13 protein-coding genes and 2 rRNA genes are annotated in these 16,029 nt (G+C 65.5%); 5 read left to right on the top strand and 10 right to left on the bottom strand.

Annotation, left to right across the window (positions count from 1 at the left end; all coding sequences use genetic code 11):
- Positions 1 to 49 precede the first annotated feature (49 nt).
- From OG974_RS12445 to OG974_RS12455, 3 genes are all read right to left on the bottom strand, one after another.
- Positions 50 to 3,172: ribosomal RNA gene (locus OG974_RS12445) — 23S ribosomal RNA — on the bottom strand.
- Between the two features lie 282 nt (positions 3,173 to 3,454).
- Positions 3,455 to 4,979 (bottom strand): 16S ribosomal RNA (locus OG974_RS12450).
- Together the 16S and 23S rRNA genes form the textbook arrangement of a ribosomal RNA operon.
- Before the next feature lie 523 nt (positions 4,980 to 5,502).
- Positions 5,503 to 6,144 carry a DNA-3-methyladenine glycosylase gene (locus tag OG974_RS12455; protein WP_371646459.1) on the bottom strand — a complete coding sequence of 214 codons (642 nt, stop codon included), beginning with the start codon at positions 6,142 to 6,144 and terminating at the stop codon, positions 5,503 to 5,505.
- Positions 6,145 to 6,255: 111 nt separating this feature from the next.
- Here OG974_RS12455 and OG974_RS12460 point away from each other — a divergent pair, with 111 nt between their 5' ends.
- From OG974_RS12460 to OG974_RS12470, 3 genes are all read left to right on the top strand, one after another.
- Positions 6,256 to 7,038: a sporulation protein gene (locus OG974_RS12460; protein ID WP_327282758.1), complete on the top strand. Its 783-nt coding sequence runs from the start codon at positions 6,256 to 6,258 to the stop codon at positions 7,036 to 7,038.
- 40 nt (positions 7,039 to 7,078) lie between these two features.
- Positions 7,079 to 7,612 carry a YbhB/YbcL family Raf kinase inhibitor-like protein gene (locus OG974_RS12465; RefSeq protein ID WP_327282759.1) on the top strand — a complete coding sequence of 178 codons (534 nt, stop codon included), beginning with the start codon at positions 7,079 to 7,081 and terminating at the stop codon, positions 7,610 to 7,612.
- A 149-nt stretch (positions 7,613 to 7,761) separates the two neighbouring features.
- Positions 7,762 to 8,268: an HNH endonuclease gene (locus OG974_RS12470; RefSeq protein ID WP_327282760.1), complete on the top strand. Its 507-nt coding sequence runs from the start codon at positions 7,762 to 7,764 to the stop codon at positions 8,266 to 8,268.
- Positions 8,269 to 8,316: 48 nt separating this feature from the next.
- Here the strand turns inward: OG974_RS12470 and OG974_RS12475 are convergent, their stop codons facing one another.
- From OG974_RS12475 to OG974_RS12490, 4 genes are all read right to left on the bottom strand, one after another.
- Positions 8,317 to 9,093: a sulfite exporter TauE/SafE family protein gene (locus tag OG974_RS12475; protein WP_328762312.1), complete on the bottom strand. Its 777-nt coding sequence runs from the start codon at positions 9,091 to 9,093 to the stop codon at positions 8,317 to 8,319.
- A 110-nt stretch (positions 9,094 to 9,203) separates the two neighbouring features.
- Positions 9,204 to 10,196 (bottom strand): SPFH domain-containing protein, encoded by a 993-nt coding sequence (locus OG974_RS12480; RefSeq protein WP_327282761.1) that lies wholly within the window; start codon positions 10,194 to 10,196, stop codon positions 9,204 to 9,206.
- 94 nt (positions 10,197 to 10,290) lie between these two features.
- Positions 10,291 to 10,719 (bottom strand): NfeD family protein, encoded by a 429-nt coding sequence (locus tag OG974_RS12485; protein ID WP_327282762.1) that lies wholly within the window; start codon positions 10,717 to 10,719, stop codon positions 10,291 to 10,293.
- Positions 10,720 to 10,807: 88 nt separating this feature from the next.
- On the bottom strand, positions 10,808 to 11,608 hold the full coding sequence (locus OG974_RS12490) for an ABC transporter ATP-binding protein (protein ID WP_054222280.1): 801 nt from the start codon (positions 11,606 to 11,608) through the stop codon (positions 10,808 to 10,810).
- Between the two features lie 155 nt (positions 11,609 to 11,763).
- Between OG974_RS12490 and OG974_RS12495 the strand changes: the two genes are divergently transcribed.
- Complete coding sequence (locus tag OG974_RS12495) at positions 11,764 to 12,546, top strand: hypothetical protein (RefSeq protein ID WP_327282763.1); 783 nt, start codon at positions 11,764 to 11,766, stop codon at positions 12,544 to 12,546.
- An 83-nt stretch (positions 12,547 to 12,629) separates the two neighbouring features.
- Here the strand turns inward: OG974_RS12495 and OG974_RS12500 are convergent, their stop codons facing one another.
- The 3 genes from OG974_RS12500 to OG974_RS12510 all read right to left on the bottom strand — a co-directional run bounded on the left by OG974_RS12500 (position 12,630) and on the right by OG974_RS12510 (position 14,806).
- The gene (locus tag OG974_RS12500) at positions 12,630 to 12,875 is read right to left on the bottom strand and encodes a chaplin (protein ID WP_371646464.1); all 246 of its coding nucleotides are present in this window, start codon (positions 12,873 to 12,875) and stop codon (positions 12,630 to 12,632) included.
- A 151-nt stretch (positions 12,876 to 13,026) separates the two neighbouring features.
- Positions 13,027 to 13,668: a response regulator transcription factor gene (locus OG974_RS12505; RefSeq protein ID WP_327282765.1), complete on the bottom strand. Its 642-nt coding sequence runs from the start codon at positions 13,666 to 13,668 to the stop codon at positions 13,027 to 13,029.
- On the bottom strand, positions 13,661 to 14,806 hold the full coding sequence (locus OG974_RS12510; RefSeq protein ID WP_327282766.1) for a GAF domain-containing sensor histidine kinase: 1,146 nt from the start codon (positions 14,804 to 14,806) through the stop codon (positions 13,661 to 13,663). The genes OG974_RS12505 and OG974_RS12510 overlap by 8 nt, the downstream gene beginning before the upstream one ends.
- A gap of 473 nt (positions 14,807 to 15,279) precedes the next feature.
- Between OG974_RS12510 and OG974_RS12515 the strand changes: the two genes are divergently transcribed.
- Positions 15,280 to 16,005 (top strand): transglycosylase SLT domain-containing protein, encoded by a 726-nt coding sequence (locus OG974_RS12515; RefSeq protein WP_327282767.1) that lies wholly within the window; start codon positions 15,280 to 15,282, stop codon positions 16,003 to 16,005.
- Positions 16,006 to 16,029: the final 24 nt, after the last annotated feature.

The following is a 16,029-nucleotide window of genomic DNA, read 5'->3' on the forward strand; positions in this document are numbered from 1 at the left end:
CCAGCAACTGTTCGTTGCTTCAGAACTAACACAGTGGACGCGAGCAACTGAGGACAAGCCCTCGGCCTATTAGTACCAGTCAGCTCCACCCGTTACCGGGCTTCCACATCTGGCCTATCAACCCAGTCGTCTACTGGGAGCCTTACCCTCTCAAGGAGGTGGGAATACTCATCTTGAAGCAGGCTTCCCGCTTAGATGCTTTCAGCGGTTATCCCTCCCGAACGTAGCCAACCAGCCATGCCCTTGGCAGGACAACTGGCACACCAGAGGTTCGTCCGTCCCGGTCCTCTCGTACTAGGGACAGCCCTTCTCAATATTCCTACGCGCACAGCGGATAGGGACCGAACTGTCTCACGACGTTCTAAACCCAGCTCGCGTACCGCTTTAATGGGCGAACAGCCCAACCCTTGGGACCGACTCCAGCCCCAGGATGCGACGAGCCGACATCGAGGTGCCAAACCATCCCGTCGATATGGACTCTTGGGGAAGATCAGCCTGTTATCCCCGGGGTACCTTTTATCCGTTGAGCGACGGCGCTTCCACAAGCCACCGCCGGATCACTAGTCCCGACTTTCGTCCCTGCTCGACCCGTCGGTCTCACAGTCAAGCTCCCTTGTGCACTTACACTCAACACCTGATTGCCAACCAGGCTGAGGGAACCTTTGGGCGCCTCCGTTACCCTTTGGGAGGCAACCGCCCCAGTTAAACTACCCATCAGACACTGTCCCTGATCCGGATCACGGACCGAGGTTAGACATCCAGCACGACCAGAGTGGTATTTCAACGGCGACTCCACAACCACTGGCGTGGCTGCTTCAAAGTCTCCCACCTATCCTACACAAGCCGAACCGAACACCAATATCAAACTGTAGTAAAGGTCCCGGGGTCTTTCCGTCCTGCTGCGCGAAACGAGCATCTTTACTCGTAGTGCAATTTCACCGGGCCTATGGTTGAGACAGTCGAGAAGTCGTTACGCCATTCGTGCAGGTCGGAACTTACCCGACAAGGAATTTCGCTACCTTAGGATGGTTATAGTTACCACCGCCGTTTACTGGCGCTTAAGTTCTCAGCTTCGCACACCCGAAAGTGCACTAACCGGTCCCCTTAACGTTCCAGCACCGGGCAGGCGTCAGTCCGTATACATCGCCTTACGGCTTCGCACGGACCTGTGTTTTTAGTAAACAGTCGCTTCTCGCTGGTCTCTGCGGCCACCCCCAGCTCACGGAGCAAGTCCGATCACCAGTGATGGCCCCCCTTCTCCCGAAGTTACGGGGGCATTTTGCCGAGTTCCTTAACCATAGTTCACCCGAACGCCTCGGTATTCTCTACCTGACCACCTGAGTCGGTTTAGGGTACGGGCCGCCATGAAACTCGCTAGAGGCTTTTCTCGACAGCATAGGATCATCCACTTCACCACAATCGGCTCGGCATCAGGTCTCAGCCTTAATGAGGGACGGATTTGCCTACCCCTCGGCCTACACCCTTACCCCGGGACAACCACCGCCCGGGCTGGACTACCTTCCTGCGTCACCCCATCGCTTACCTACTACAAGTCTGGTTCGTCGGCTCCACCACTTTCCTTTCCCCGAAGGGTCCGGAACGGCTTCACGGACTTAGCATCGCCTGATTCGATATTGGGCGTTTCAAAGCGGGTACCGGAATATCAACCGGTTGTCCATCGACTACGCCTGTCGGCCTCGCCTTAGGTCCCGACTTACCCTGGGCAGATCAGCTTGACCCAGGAACCCTTAGTCAATCGGCGCACACGTTTCTCACGTGTGTATCGCTACTCATGCCTGCATTCTCACTCGTGAACCGTCCACAACTAGCTTCCGCTGCTGCTTCACCCGGCACACGACGCTCCCCTACCCATCACAGCGGGCGTTGGCCCTATTGCTGCAATGACACGACTTCGGCGGTACGCTTGAGCCCCGCTACATTGTCGGCGCGGAATCACTTGACCAGTGAGCTATTACGCACTCTTTCAAGGGTGGCTGCTTCTAAGCCAACCTCCTGGTTGTCTCTGCGACTCCACATCCTTTCCCACTTAGCGTACGCTTAGGGGCCTTAGTCGATGCTCTGGGCTGTTTCCCTCTCGACCATGGAGCTTATCCCCCACAGTCTCACTGCCGTGCTCTCACTTACCGGCATTCGGAGTTTGGCTAAGGTCAGTAACCCGGTAGGGCCCATCGCCTATCCAGTGCTCTACCTCCGGCAAGAAACACACGACGCTGCACCTAAATGCATTTCGGGGAGAACCAGCTATCACGGAGTTTGATTGGCCTTTCACCCCTAACCACAGGTCATCCCCCAGGTTTTCAACCCTGGTGGGTTCGGTCCTCCACGAAGTCTTACCTCCGCTTCAACCTGCCCATGGCTAGATCACTCCGCTTCGGGTCTAGAGCGTGCAACTCAATCGCCCTATTCGGACTCGCTTTCGCTACGGCTTCCCCACACGGGTTAACCTCGCTACACACCGCTAACTCGCAGGCTCATTCTTCAAAAGGCACGCAGTCACGACTGTATGTGCAAGCACATACAGCGACGCTCCCACGGCTTGTAGGCACACGGTTTCAGGTACTATTTCACTCCGCTCCCGCGGTACTTTTCACCATTCCCTCACGGTACTATCCGCTATCGGTCACCAGGGAATATTTAGGCTTAGCGGGTGGTCCCGCCAGATTCACACGGGATTTCTCGGGCCCCGTGCTACTTGGGAGATTCTTAAGCAAGCCGCTGATGTTTCGTCTACGGGGGTCTTACCCTCTACGCCGGACCTTTCGCATGTCCTTCGACTACATCAACGGTTTCTGACTCGCCGACCGGCCGGCAGACCGATCAAAAGAATTCCCACAACCCCGCATGCGCAACCCCTGCCGGGTATCACACGCATACGGTTTGGCCTCATCCGGTTTCGCTCGCCACTACTCCCGGAATCACGGTTGTTTTCTCTTCCTGAGGGTACTGAGATGTTTCACTTCCCCTCGTTCCCTCCACACTGCCTATGTGTTCAGCAGTGGGTGACAGCCCATGACGACTGCCGGGTTTCCCCATTCGGACACCCCCGGATCAAAGCTCAGTTGGCAGCTCCCCGGGGCCTATCGCGGCCTCTCACGTCCTTCATCGGTTCCTGGTGCCAAGGCATCCACCGTGCGCCCTTAAAAACTTGGCCACAGATGCTCGCGTCCACTGTGTAGTTCTCAAACAACGACCAGCCACCCATCACCCCACCAGACAAGCTGGCGAGTTCACTGGGGCCGGCACTGAAGACATGACCTTACGGCCGTACCTTCAGGACCCAACAACGTGCCAAGCATCTCCGTTCATCCGTCTTCTCTTTCCACGCCGAAGCAGTACTTGAGAACCATCAGACCGAAGATGCCAACTAATCAACGTTCCACCCATGAGCTGACCGTGCAGAACGTTTGTCTGCAATCGGTACTGTGCTCCTTAGAAAGGAGGTGATCCAGCCGCACCTTCCGGTACGGCTACCTTGTTACGACTTCGTCCCAATCGCCAGTCCCACCTTCGACAGCTCCCTCCCTTACGGGTTGGGCCACCGGCTTCGGGTGTTACCGACTTTCGTGACGTGACGGGCGGTGTGTACAAGGCCCGGGAACGTATTCACCGCAGCAATGCTGATCTGCGATTACTAGCAACTCCGACTTCATGGGGTCGAGTTGCAGACCCCAATCCGAACTGAGACCGGCTTTTTGAGATTCGCTCCACCTCACGGTATCGCAGCTCATTGTACCGGCCATTGTAGCACGTGTGCAGCCCAAGACATAAGGGGCATGATGACTTGACGTCGTCCCCACCTTCCTCCGAGTTGACCCCGGCGGTCTCCTGTGAGTCCCCATCACCCCGAAGGGCATGCTGGCAACACAGGACAAGGGTTGCGCTCGTTGCGGGACTTAACCCAACATCTCACGACACGAGCTGACGACAGCCATGCACCACCTGTATACCGACCACAAGGGGGGCACTATCTCTAATGCTTTCCGGTATATGTCAAGCCTTGGTAAGGTTCTTCGCGTTGCGTCGAATTAAGCCACATGCTCCGCTGCTTGTGCGGGCCCCCGTCAATTCCTTTGAGTTTTAGCCTTGCGGCCGTACTCCCCAGGCGGGGAACTTAATGCGTTAGCTGCGGCACCGACGACGTGGAATGTCGCCAACACCTAGTTCCCAACGTTTACGGCGTGGACTACCAGGGTATCTAATCCTGTTCGCTCCCCACGCTTTCGCTCCTCAGCGTCAGTAATGGCCCAGAGATCCGCCTTCGCCACCGGTGTTCCTCCTGATATCTGCGCATTTCACCGCTACACCAGGAATTCCGATCTCCCCTACCACACTCTAGCTAGCCCGTATCGAATGCAGACCCGAGGTTAAGCCTCGGGCTTTCACATCCGACGTGACAAGCCGCCTACGAGCTCTTTACGCCCAATAATTCCGGACAACGCTTGCGCCCTACGTATTACCGCGGCTGCTGGCACGTAGTTAGCCGGCGCTTCTTCTGCAGGTACCGTCACTTTCGCTTCTTCCCTGCTGAAAGAGGTTTACAACCCGAAGGCCGTCATCCCTCACGCGGCGTCGCTGCATCAGGCTTTCGCCCATTGTGCAATATTCCCCACTGCTGCCTCCCGTAGGAGTCTGGGCCGTGTCTCAGTCCCAGTGTGGCCGGTCGCCCTCTCAGGCCGGCTACCCGTCGTCGCCTTGGTGGGCCATTACCCCACCAACAAGCTGATAGGCCGCGGGCTCATCCTTCACCGCCGGAGCTTTTAACCCCCACCCATGCAGGCAGGAGTATTATCCGGTATTAGACCCCGTTTCCAGGGCTTGTCCCAGAGTGAAGGGCAGATTGCCCACGTGTTACTCACCCGTTCGCCACTAATCCACCCCGAAGGGCTTCATCGTTCGACTTGCATGTGTTAAGCACGCCGCCAGCGTTCGTCCTGAGCCAGGATCAAACTCTCCATGAATGTTTACCCGTAATCGGGTGCACACGCACTTAGAGCGGGACGATCATGTCGGAATAAGACCGACCGTCCACTGCGTCCTCGCTGTGTTGTTGCCTGCCCCGAAAGACAGGACTTTTTCAAAGGAACCTCATCCACCGAAATGGACGGGGTATCAACTTCTGGCGTTGATTTTTGGCACGCTGTTGAGTTCTCAAGGAACGGACGCTTCCTTTGTACTCACCCTCTCGGGCTTTCCTCCGGGCTTTCGTTCTTCGTTTCCAACTCTACCAGATCATTTCCGCTGTCGTTTCCGACTTGGATTTGAATTCTGCGGCCGTTGGGGGCCTTTGCCTTTCGGCGTTCCACCACTTTAGCGCTTATCCCTTGCGACTCATAATCGAGCCACTGGATTCGAATTCGGGCATGCCGAAATCGACCCCGCCAGGGGTACGTCGTAGGTAGTGGGTTGGCCGCACCGGGGTCTGCTGATGGCAGTGCCCCGTTCAAGCGGCTCGGGCTACGTTAGGCGTCCGCCAAGGGCGAGTCAAGTTGAACGGCGGCGTGGCGCGTGGGCGCGGTACGGGCTCACTGTCGGGTCACTCGTGATCCAGTAGCGGTAGGGATGGCCTGCGCCGGCGCCTCCGACTCCCGTGCGGGGACCGATGCTCACCAGGTCGGGTGCGGTGGCGGTGCCCTTCAAGAGTTCCAGCGGGGAACCGGGGCCGGCGCAGAGGTCGGTACCGTCCAGGGAGCGGTCGATCCCCAGGGCCGTGGCCAGGCGGGCCGGCCCTTTGGCCAGTTCTCGGTCGCTTCTGGCTGAAAGTCGACGTTTGCGAGCCAGGTCGGCACCTTCGGTGATCTCGCCCGCGCGCAGCAGGACCCCGCTCGCGTGGCCCGGCGGGCCGCACACCAGGTTGAGGCTGAACCACATGCCGTAGATGAAGTAGACGTACGCGTGTCCGGGCGGACCGAACATGGATGCGTTGCGTGCGGTGCGTCCCCTATAGGCGTGGGAGCCGGGGTCGGCCTCCCCCTCGTACGCCTCCACCTCCGTGATGCGGAGCTCCAGCGGGCCTTCCGGTGTACGGCGGACCAGGATGCGGCCGAGCAGGTCCGGGGCCACCGTGAGGACCGGCCGGTCGAAGAAGGACCGGGCCAGGGGCGTACGGTCGGGGCGCGCGCTCATCCGGTCGAGCGTAGTCGAACGCGCACATCTGCAACCGGGGCCTAAGGTTCCGCGTTTGTCAGGGTGTACTCGTAAGCGGTAGTCGCACGAGCCTTCAAGGGGAGTCAGAGCATGGGGTTCAAGAAGCTGTTCGCGGCGCTGGGTGCCGGCGGTGCTTCGGTGGACACGATCATCACCGAGCCGAACGTCGTGCCGGGCGGGATCGTCCAGGGTGAGGTCCGCATCCAGGGCGGTTCCGTGGAGCAGCAGATCGAGGGCCTGTCCATCGGCCTCCAGGCCCGGGTCGAGGTGGAGGGCGGCGACCAGGAGTACAAGCAGGACATCGTCTTCACCAAGCAGCGTCTCGGTGGTGCCTTCCAGGTGCAGCCCGGCGCCCTGCACGTGGTGCCGTTCGGGCTGGAGATCCCGTGGGAGACGCCGATCACCCACTTCGGGGGTCAGCAGCTGCACGGGATGAACATCGGGGTCAGCACCGAGCTGGAGATCGCGCGTGCGGTGGACGCCGGCGACCTCGACCCGATCAACGTGCACCCGGTGCCGGCGCAGCAGGCGATCCTGGACGCGTTCCGTCAGCTCGGCTTCAGCTTCCGCAGCGCGGACATGGAGCGCGGGCACATCCGCGGGACGCGCCAGACGCTGCCGTTCTACCAGGAGATCGAGTTCCTCCCGCCGTCGCAGTACCGCGGGCTGAACCAGGTGGAGCTGACCTTCATCTCGGACGGCCGTGAGATGGACGTCGTGCTGGAGATGGACAAGAAGTCGGGGCTGTTCACCGAGGGCAGCGACACGTACCGCTGCTTCCAGGTGGGTCTGCAGTCGTACCAGGGGACCGACTGGGCTGCTTACCTCAACCAGTGGATCGCGTCCGTGGGTTCGCAGCGCAACTGGTTCTAGGCTCGGGCCGTACCCCTCACCCGATCCAGGAGGTTCAGCAGTGGCCGAGCAGAGCAGGGCGCCCCTTCCGCACGACTTCCACCCCCAGGTGCACGCGTTCTCCGTGGAGAGTGCCGATCTGGAACCCGGTGGTGAGCTGGGCGACGCCCAGGTCCTGCGGAGTGGGAACGTCTCGCCGCACCTGAAGTGGGAAGGGTTTCCGGAGGGGACCAAGAGCTTCGCCGTGACGTGCTTCGACCCGGATGCCCCGACGGGCAGCGGGTTCTGGCACTGGGTGCTCTTCGACCTGCCCGCTTCGGTCACCGAGCTGCCGGCCGGCGCGGGGAGCGGCACGTTCGACGGCCTGCCCGCCGGGGCCGTGCACGTAAGGAACGACTACGGCACGCAGGACTTCGGTGGTGCCGCTCCGCCGGCCGGGGAGCGGCACCGGTACGTGTTCACCGTGTACGCGGTGGACCAGGAGAAGCTGGGCCCCGGTGCGGACGTCTCGCCGGCGGTCGTCGGATTCAACCTGCGCTTCCACTCGTTGGGGCGGGCGCAGCTGATCGGTGAGTACGAGGCTCCCGCGAGCTGATCGTTCGCCGTGCGTTTGCCCGGTCCTGGTCTAAAGACGACCAGGACCGGGCATTTTTATTGCGTTGTCCCGCGTGGCGCGCGCGGCCAGAGTGGGTGCGGGCCCTGCCGCCAGGGTGGTCGCGGGCCTGCACACGGGAGGTGGGCGAGATGCGGGACACGCTGGTGCTGAATGCGAGCTTCGAGCCGCTGTCGACGGTGACGCTGAACCGGGCCGTGGTCCTGGTGCTCCAGGACAAGGCCGTCGTCGAACAGTCGCATCCCGAACTGCGTGTGCGTGGTGCCAGCTTGGATCTTCCGATGCCCCGGGTGATCAGGCTGTGCAGGTACGTACGGGTGCCGTTCCGAAGACATGCTCCCTGGTCACGGAGGGGGGTGCTGGTCCGGGACCAGCACCGTTGCGCGTACTGCGGGAAGCGCGCGACGACCGTGGACCACGTGCTGCCCCGGGCCCAGGGCGGTGGGGACACGTGGTTGAACACGGTGGCCTCCTGTGCCGAGGACAATCACCGCAAGGCGGCCCGGACTCCGGAGGAGGCGGGGATGCCGCTCCTCCGCAAGCCCTTCGTGCCGTCTCCGGCGGATGCCATGCTGCTGGCCCTGGGAGTGGGGGGCAGCGGTGCGCTCCCGGAGTGGCTGGAGCGTTCCGCCTCGTAGGGCCGTATGACCGCCGGTGTGCTGGGCGACGTATTTCCGCTACGTCGCTCAGCGCAGTAGGAGCTGGACGATCGCGATGACGCCGACGGCCACGATGACGGCGCGGAGCACGGTGGGCGACAGGCGGCGGCCGACCTTGGCGCCGATCTGGCCGCCGAGGGTGGAGCCGACGGCGATCAGGAGCACGGCCGTCCAGTCGAACTCGGCGACGAAGAGGAAGAAGACGGCCGCGATGCCGTTCACGAGGGCGGCGATGACGTTCTTGACGGCGTTGATGCGTTGCAGGTCCTCGTGGAGCAGCAGGCCCATCAGGCCGAGGTAGAGAACGCCCTGGGCGGCGCCGAAGTAGCCGCCGTAGGCGCTGGAGAGCAGCATTCCGGTCAGCAGGGCGGGGCCGCCGTCGGGGTGTCCGCCGTCTCCTCCTGCGGCTTCCTGGCGCTTGCGCAGGAGTGCGGCGAGCCGGGGCTGGAGGATGACGAGCACGAGGGCGAGTCCGATGAGGACGGGCACGATCGTGTCGAAGGAGTCCGACGGCAGGGTGAGGAGCAGGACGGCGCCCGCGAGTCCTCCGACGAGGGAGACGGCGCCGAGCCGGACGATGCGGCTGCGCTGGCCCTGGAGCTCCTTGCGGTAGCCGACGGCCCCGCTGATGGAACCGGGCACCAGGCCGAGGGTGTTGGACACGTTGGCGGTGACCGGCGGGAGCCCGGTGGCGAGCAGCACCGGGAAGGTGATGAGCGTGCCGGAGCCGACGATGGTGTTGATGGTGCCGGCGCCGATGCCGGCCGCGAACACCGCGAGCGATTCCCAGAGGGACATGGACATGGACATGGACGGGGCCATCCCCTTTGCATAGTGAGTCGCCTCCCCGCCATGAAGGTCGAGGGGCCTCACTGATCATGCAGTAGGGGATGCCGGTCCGGGGAGGGCGGGTGCTAGTCGATCGGGGGCTGTTCGCGCCGGTCCGTGCCGTTCGCCGCCTTGCCCGTGCCGTTGCCGTCGCCTCCGGCGGGCTTGCCGGTGTTCTGCGGGTTGAAGCCCGAACCGCCACCCATGGGGCCGAAGTTGCCCATGGCTCCAGAGAGGCCCTTGAGGGCGTCTCCGATCTCGCTGGGCACGATCCACAGCTTGTTGGCGTCGCCCTCGGCGATCTTCGGGAGCATCTGGAGGTACTGGTAGGCGAGGAGCTTCTGGTCCGCGTCTCCGGCGTGGATGGACTCGAAGACCGTACGGATGGCCTGGGCCTCGCCCTCGGCCCTCAGCGCGGCGGCCTTGGCCTCACCCTCGGCGCGCAGGATGGAGGACTGCTTCTCGCCCTCGGCGCGCAGGATCTCGGACTGCCGGACACCCTCGGCCTGGAGGATCGCGGCGCGCTTGTCGCGGTCGGCGCGCATCTGCTTCTCCATCGAGTCCTGGATGGAGGTCGGCGGCTCGATCGCCTTGAGCTCGACGCGGTTGACGCGGATGCCCCACTTGCCGGTGGCCTCGTCGAGGACGCCGCGCAGGGCGGCGTTGATCTCCTCGCGGGAGGTCAGGGTCCGTTCCAGGTCCATGCCGCCGATGATGTTGCGCAGGGTGGTGACGGTGAGCTGCTCGATGGCCTGGATGTAGCTGGCGACCTCGTACGTCGCGGCGCGGGCGTCCGTCACCTGGTAGTAGATGACCGTGTCGATGTTGACGACCAGGTTGTCCTGGGTGATGACCGGCTGCGGCGGGAACGGCACGACCTGCTCGCGCAGGTCGATGCGGTTGCGGATCGAGTCGATGAACGGGACGACGATGTTGAGGCCCGCGTTGAGGGTCCGCGTGTAGCGGCCGAAGCGTTCGACGATGGCGGCGCTGGCCTGCGGGATCACCTGGATCGTCTTGACCAGTGCGATGAAGACCAGAACCACCAGAATGATCAGGACGATGATGATCGGTTGCATGCGGTTCCCCGTGCCCTTCCGGCTGTCTGTGCTGCCCCGTTGAGCGGAGTCTCGCAGACCCCGGGGCCGCGGGTCGGCTGCTTAGCGCACAAGCTCACATCACGACCGCGGTGGCTCCGTCGATCTCCACGACGTCCACTTGCTGGCCCGGTTCGAAGCTGCTGTCCGCATCGAGGGTGCGTGCGGACCAGATCTCGCCGGCGAGTTTGATCCGGCCTCCGCTGCCGTCCACGCGTTCGAGGACGAGCGCGCTCCTGCCCTTCAACGCGTCGATTCCGGTGCGGTGTTGGGGCCGCTGCTCGCGGTGGTGGTTGGCGATCGAGCGGACGACGGCGATGAGCGCCACCGAGACGATCACGAAGACCAGGACCTGGGCGACGACTCCCCCGCCGAACGCCGCTGTGACGGCGGCCGCGACCGCGCCGACGGCGAACATGCCGAACTCCGGCATCGCCGTCAGGACGAGCGGGATGCCCAGTCCGACCGCGCCGATGAGCCACCACAGCCACGCGTCGATGTTCACATGGTCATGGTAGGTCGGGCGGGCGCGGTCAGGACAGGGTGCGACGGTTCCCGTACCGGGAGTGCGGATGCCGGATCGGGGAGGCGCTCTAGCGGAGCGGGAGGCCCTGGGCGGTCCAGCGGTCGCTGTCGTTGCGCTCGACGACCAGGGGGAGGCCGAAGCAGAGCGACAGGTTGCGGGAGGTCAGTTCGAGGTCGATCGGACCCGCGGTGACGACCTTGCCCTGGCGGATCATCAGGACGTGGGTGAAGCCGGGGGCGATCTCCTCGACGTGGTGCGTGACCATCACCATGGACGGCGCGAGCGGGTCGCGGGCGAGGCGGCCGAGGCGGCGTACGAGGTCCTCGCGGCCGCCGAGGTCGAGGCCGGCGGCGGGCTCGTCGAGGAGGAGGAGCTCGGGGTCGGTCATCAGGGCGCGGGCGATCAGGGTGCGCTTGCGCTCGCCCTCGGAGAGGGTGCCGAACTTCCGGTCGAGGTATTCGGTCATGCCGAGGCGGTCGAGGAAGGCGCGGGCGCGCTGCTCGTCGATCTCCTCGTACTCCTCCTGCCAGGTCGCCGTCATGCCGTAGGCGGCGGTGAGGACGGTCTGCAGGACGGTCTGGCGCTTGGGGAGCTTGTCGGCGAGCGCGATGCCGGCGACGCCGATGCGCGGGCGCAGCTCGAAGACGTCGCTGCCGGGCTTGCCGAGGGTGCTGCCGAGGATGGTGGCGGCGCCCTTGGTGGGGAAGAGGTAGCTGGAGGCGAGGTTCAGCAGCGTGGTCTTGCCGGCGCCGTTGGGGCCGAGGATCACCCAGCGCTCCCCCTCCTTCACCGACCAGGAGACCTGGTCCACCAGAGCCCGGCCCTCGCGGACCACGGATACGTCCACCAGCTCCAGAACATCGCTCATGAGCGTGTTGTCTCCCCTTGCAGTCTCGGTTTCGTCTGTGCACCGGAAGGCGCAGCCCCAGGGGAAAACCTACGCCACTCGGCGAGGGGTCCGGGCGCCAGGTTGGCCGCGCGGCCCGATCCGGGTCGATCCGGGTCGATCCGTAAAGTGGGGGAATGCTTTTCGAACCACGTTCAGGGCGGTTGGCCGCCTGGGGGAACGCACTGCTGGCCGGACTGGTCTCGCCCGACGGGGCCGTGTTGTCGATCGTGGGCGAGGACGCCGTGCACCGGGTGGTGGGGCTGCCGGGCGAATCGGGTCCGGTGGGCCTGACGCTGGCGCTCGGGCGGCTGCGCGCGCTGGGGGTGACCGGGCTGCGGGTGGCGCTGCCGGCGCCGGGGCATCCGCTGGGGCTGAGCGGGCCGGCGGAGTTCAATGCGCGGGCGCTGGATGCCGAGGAAGCGGTGGTCGCGGTGGGTGCGGCGCTGGGTCTGGTGCCGGAGGTGGTCGAGGCCGGGCCGGCGGGGGACGTGCACGTCTCGGTGACCTGGCACTGCCTGCCGGTGCGGGAGGCCCCGCCGGCGGACGTGCCGTCGCTGGGTGAGGCGGAGCGGGAGCTGGCGGAGGCGCTGCGCGATGCGACGGTGGTGCTGACGCGGCTGGACGTGGCGGGGTCGGGGCCGGTGGCGGAGGCCGCGCTGTCGGCGTACCGGGCGCGGGCGGATGCCGGGCGGGAAGTGCTGGCGCCGGGGTATCCGACGCGGGCGGTGCGGGTACTGGCGCTGGCGCAGCGGGTGGATCTGCTGGTGTCGCTGGCGTACGAGCACGGGCCGGGCGGTGCGGTGGCCGCCTCGGAGATGGCGGCGCGGGCGGAGGCGCTGCGTCCGGTGGAGCGGGTGGCGCGACGGGCGCTGGTCGCCGCGTACAACTCGGCCGTCGAGGAGCGCGAGCGGGGCTGAGGGCCGTCTTTCGCGGGCCGGACGCGGCTCGGCCCCGCTTCCCGGGGAGAGGTGGGGAAGCGGGGCCGGTCCCGGGGCGGGGGTCAGGCGTTGACGCCCGTGTTGCCCCAGGCGCCGTTCAGCAGGCCGATGACCGTGACGGCGTTGCCGACCACGTTGATCGGGACGTCGACGGGGATCTGGACCTGGTTTCCGGAGACGACGCCCGGCGAGCCCACGGCCTGGCCGTCCGCCGACGCACCGCCGTGCGCCGAGGAGACGCCGGCGCCCGCGGCAAGGAGGCCGCCCGCGATCATGGTGACGGCAGTGGCCTTCTTGATGTTCTTCACGTTCTTCGTCCTCCAGTGCGTCTGCCGCGGCCAGCCGCCGCGGCACGCCATGAAGAACGGTCATCTGACGAACGGGATGCGCCATGTGGGCGACATCCACCCGACCGTATGAATTTGTGATCGGAACTGGACAGTCCGATTCTGGTCGGGTTCAGTCCGTGATCCCGTGCCGGACCGCCCACAACGCCGCCTGGGTGCGGTCCGCGAGGTCCAGTTTCATCAAGATGTTCGAGACGTGCGTCTTGACCGTCTTCTCCGACAGCACGAGCGCGCGGGCGATCTCCCGGTTGGAGCGGCCGTCCGCGATGAGGGACAGCACCTCCCGTTCCCGTTCGGTCAGGGAGCCGCCCCGGCCCGACGAGGGCTGCCCGTCCTGCGAGAGCAGGGCCTGCGCCACCTCCGGCTGGAGCAGCACGTGGCCTGCGTGGACGGAGCGGATGGCTCCGGCCAGGGCCTCGGGGTCGATGTCCTTGTAGACGTATCCCGCGGCTCCGCCCCGCAGTGCCGGCACCACCGTCCGCTGTTCGGTGAAGCTCGTGACGATCAGTACCCGCGCGGGATGTGCCAGCGCGCGCAGTCTGCGCAGGGCCTCGATGCCGTCGGTGCCCGGCATCTTGATGTCCATGAGGATCACGTCGGGTCGCAGCTCCTCGGCCCGTGCCACGCCCTCCTCCCCGTCGGCGGCCTCCCCGACCACCTCGATGTCGTCCTGGACCTCCAGGAAGGTGCGCAGCCCGCGGCGGACCACCTGGTGGTCGTCCACGAGGAGCACGCGGATGGGTGCGTCAGCCACCGGGGACCTCCATCTCGATCGTGGTGCCCGCTGCGGGCTCCGAGTGCACGGTGAGGCGGCCGCCGACGCCGCTCGCCCGGTCCCCCATGGAGACCAGGCCGAGGTGGCGCCCGGCCGCGCGGATCGAGGAAGGGGAGAAGCCCCTTCCGTTGTCCGTGACGGTCAGGACTGCTCCCGCGGCCCGGCGGGCGAGGGTGACCTCGACGTGGTCGCCGCCGGAGTGCCGCAGGGCGTTGTGGAGGGCTTCCTGGGCAACCCTGAGCAGCGCCTCCTCCTGGGTCGCCGGGAGGGCCCGTATGCCGTCGCAGGTGAAGGTGACGTGCGCGGTGTGGGCGCGGTCGAGTACGTGGACCTGGTCGCGGAGGGTCGCGATCAGGCCGTCCTCGTCGAGACCCGCAGGGCGCAGCTCGGTCACGGCGGCGCGCAGTTCGTCGGCGGCCTCCGCGGCCAGGGCGGCGACCTGCTGGAGCTCGTCCTTGGCGCGGGCCGGGTCGCGGTCGACGAGCGCGGCGGCGGCCTGGGCGGTCAGGCGGAGCGAGAAGAGCTTCTGGGCGACGGCGTCGTGCAGCTCGTGGGCGAGGCGGGAGCGCTCCTCGGCGATGGTGAGCTCGCGGCTGCGCTCGTAGAGCCGGGCGTTGGTGAGGGCGATCGCCGCGTGCTGGGCGAGGAGCGCGAGGAGCTCCTCGTCCTCCTGCGTGAAGCCGCCGGGGCTGCGTTTGTTCGCGAGGAAGAGGGCGCCGAGGGTCTCTTCGCCGTCGCGGACGGGCTGGCCGAGGAAGTCGGACATTTCGGGGTGGGCGGCGGGCCAGCCCTCGAAGCGGGGGTCCTTGCGCACGTCGGCCAGCCGCTCGGGGCCGTCCTGGTGGAGCATCGCGGCGAGGATGCCGTGCTGGCGGGGCAGCGGGCCGATCCGGCGCCACTGCTCCTCGCTGATGCCGTCCACGACGAACTGGGCGAACCCGCCGTGGTCGTCCGGGACGCCCAGGGCCGCGTACTCGGCGTCGAGCAGCTCGCGGGCCGAGACGACGATCGTGCGCAGGACGTCGCGGACCTCCAGCCGGCGGCTCATGGCGAGCAGGGCGGTGCTGACGGCGGCGAGGCCGCTGCGGGGGCTGCCGAACCCGGGACTGGCTGTCATGAGGTCACCGTACTCGCGGCTCTGACCTGCGGGATCGGGCTCGGGCCCTAGGGCGGAGGGCCGGGCGTCCTCCTCCGTAGGGAGGGGGTCGCGGGGGCCGTGTCTGCCTTGAGCATGAGGGCGGGCGGGGGTTCGTGGTCCTCAGGTCGGAGAATTTCATTACAGAGTGCATTGCTACCGCAACACATGGCGAGACCGTTACGTGGCCGATGTGAGCCCGCGCATAGGACGCAGGTCACTTACGAAGTTGCCTAGTGGATAAATAAAGGGCGTGTCAGCACTGCTGCGCCTAGCGCCGAGCCCGGAATTCCGGGCTCCGTGACGTCCCGTGATCCACTAAGCAGGATCGTACGTCACACCTTTGCCAGGCGATTTTGCCGCCGCTAAGAATTGCTCCCGTCGCACAGCGCCGCGGATCCCGGATCCGAGCGGCGCTTTCCTGCGGCTCCCGCTATTCGAAGAGGTTGCTACGCATGTCCAAGACCAGCACCCCCGGCCACAGTCGTCGTCTGACGAAGGCGCACAAGATGTCCTTCGCCGCGTTCGCCACCATCGGCGCCGCCGCCCTGGCCGCCACCGTCGTCCCCGCCGGCACCGCCGACGCCGGTACGACCGTGACCGCCGCCCCCGTGGCGTGGACCCAGGCTGTCGAGGGTGTCCAGGCCAAGACCGTGCAGCACCTCACCGCCCAGACCAAGCTGGCCACCGACGCGGCGAAGGTCGAGGCCGCCGTGAAGGCCAAGGCCGCCGCCGTCGCGAAGGCGAAGGCCGACGCCGAGGCGAAGGCCAAGGCGAAGGCCAAGGCCGAGGCCAAGGCGAAGAAGGACCGCGAGGCGAAGGCTGCTGCCAGCCGTTCCGCCGTGCGCAAGCCGGTCTACGCGAACAACCTTGACGGCTGGATCAAGGAGTCGCTGTCGATCATGAAGGCGCACAAGATTCCGGGCACCTACAACGGCCTGTACAAGAACATCATGCGCGAGTCGAGCGGCAACCCGCGGGCGATCAACAACTGGGACATCAACGCCCAGAACGGCGTGCCCTCGAAGGGTCTGCTCCAGATCATCAAGCCGACGTTCCTCGCGTACCACGTCCCCGGCACCCCGCTGGACCAGTACCACCCGGTCGCCAACATCGTCGCGTCGGCCAACTACGCCGCCGCCCGTTACGGCTCGATCGACAACGTCAACAGCGCCTATTAAGGGCCATTGGCGGAGCAACCCCCC

Source organism: Streptomyces sp. NBC_00597, assembly GCF_041431095.1.
GTDB lineage: Bacteria > Actinomycetota > Actinomycetes > Streptomycetales > Streptomycetaceae > Streptomyces.

What these genes read in the sequence shown, in the direction of transcription:
- OG974_RS12455 (WP_371646459.1), bottom strand. Translation starts at nt 6,144, where the DNA reads ATGAGCGCGCGCCCCGACCGTACGCCCCTGGCCCGGTCCTTCTTCGAC.
- OG974_RS12460 (WP_327282758.1), top strand. Translation starts at nt 6,256, where the DNA reads ATGGGGTTCAAGAAGCTGTTCGCGGCGCTGGGTGCCGGCGGTGCTTCG.
- OG974_RS12470 (WP_327282760.1), top strand. Translation starts at nt 7,762, where the DNA reads ATGCGGGACACGCTGGTGCTGAATGCGAGCTTCGAGCCGCTGTCGACG.
- OG974_RS12475 (WP_328762312.1), bottom strand. Translation starts at nt 9,093, where the DNA reads ATGTCCATGTCCCTCTGGGAATCGCTCGCGGTGTTCGCGGCCGGCATC.
- OG974_RS12480 (WP_327282761.1), bottom strand. Translation starts at nt 10,196, where the DNA reads ATGCAACCGATCATCATCGTCCTGATCATTCTGGTGGTTCTGGTCTTC.
- OG974_RS12490 (WP_054222280.1), bottom strand. Translation starts at nt 11,608, where the DNA reads ATGAGCGATGTTCTGGAGCTGGTGGACGTATCCGTGGTCCGCGAGGGC.
- OG974_RS12495 (WP_327282763.1), top strand. Translation starts at nt 11,764, where the DNA reads ATGCTTTTCGAACCACGTTCAGGGCGGTTGGCCGCCTGGGGGAACGCA.
- OG974_RS12510 (WP_327282766.1), bottom strand. Translation starts at nt 14,806, where the DNA reads ATGACAGCCAGTCCCGGGTTCGGCAGCCCCCGCAGCGGCCTCGCCGCC.
- OG974_RS12515 (WP_327282767.1), top strand. Translation starts at nt 15,280, where the DNA reads ATGTCCAAGACCAGCACCCCCGGCCACAGTCGTCGTCTGACGAAGGCG.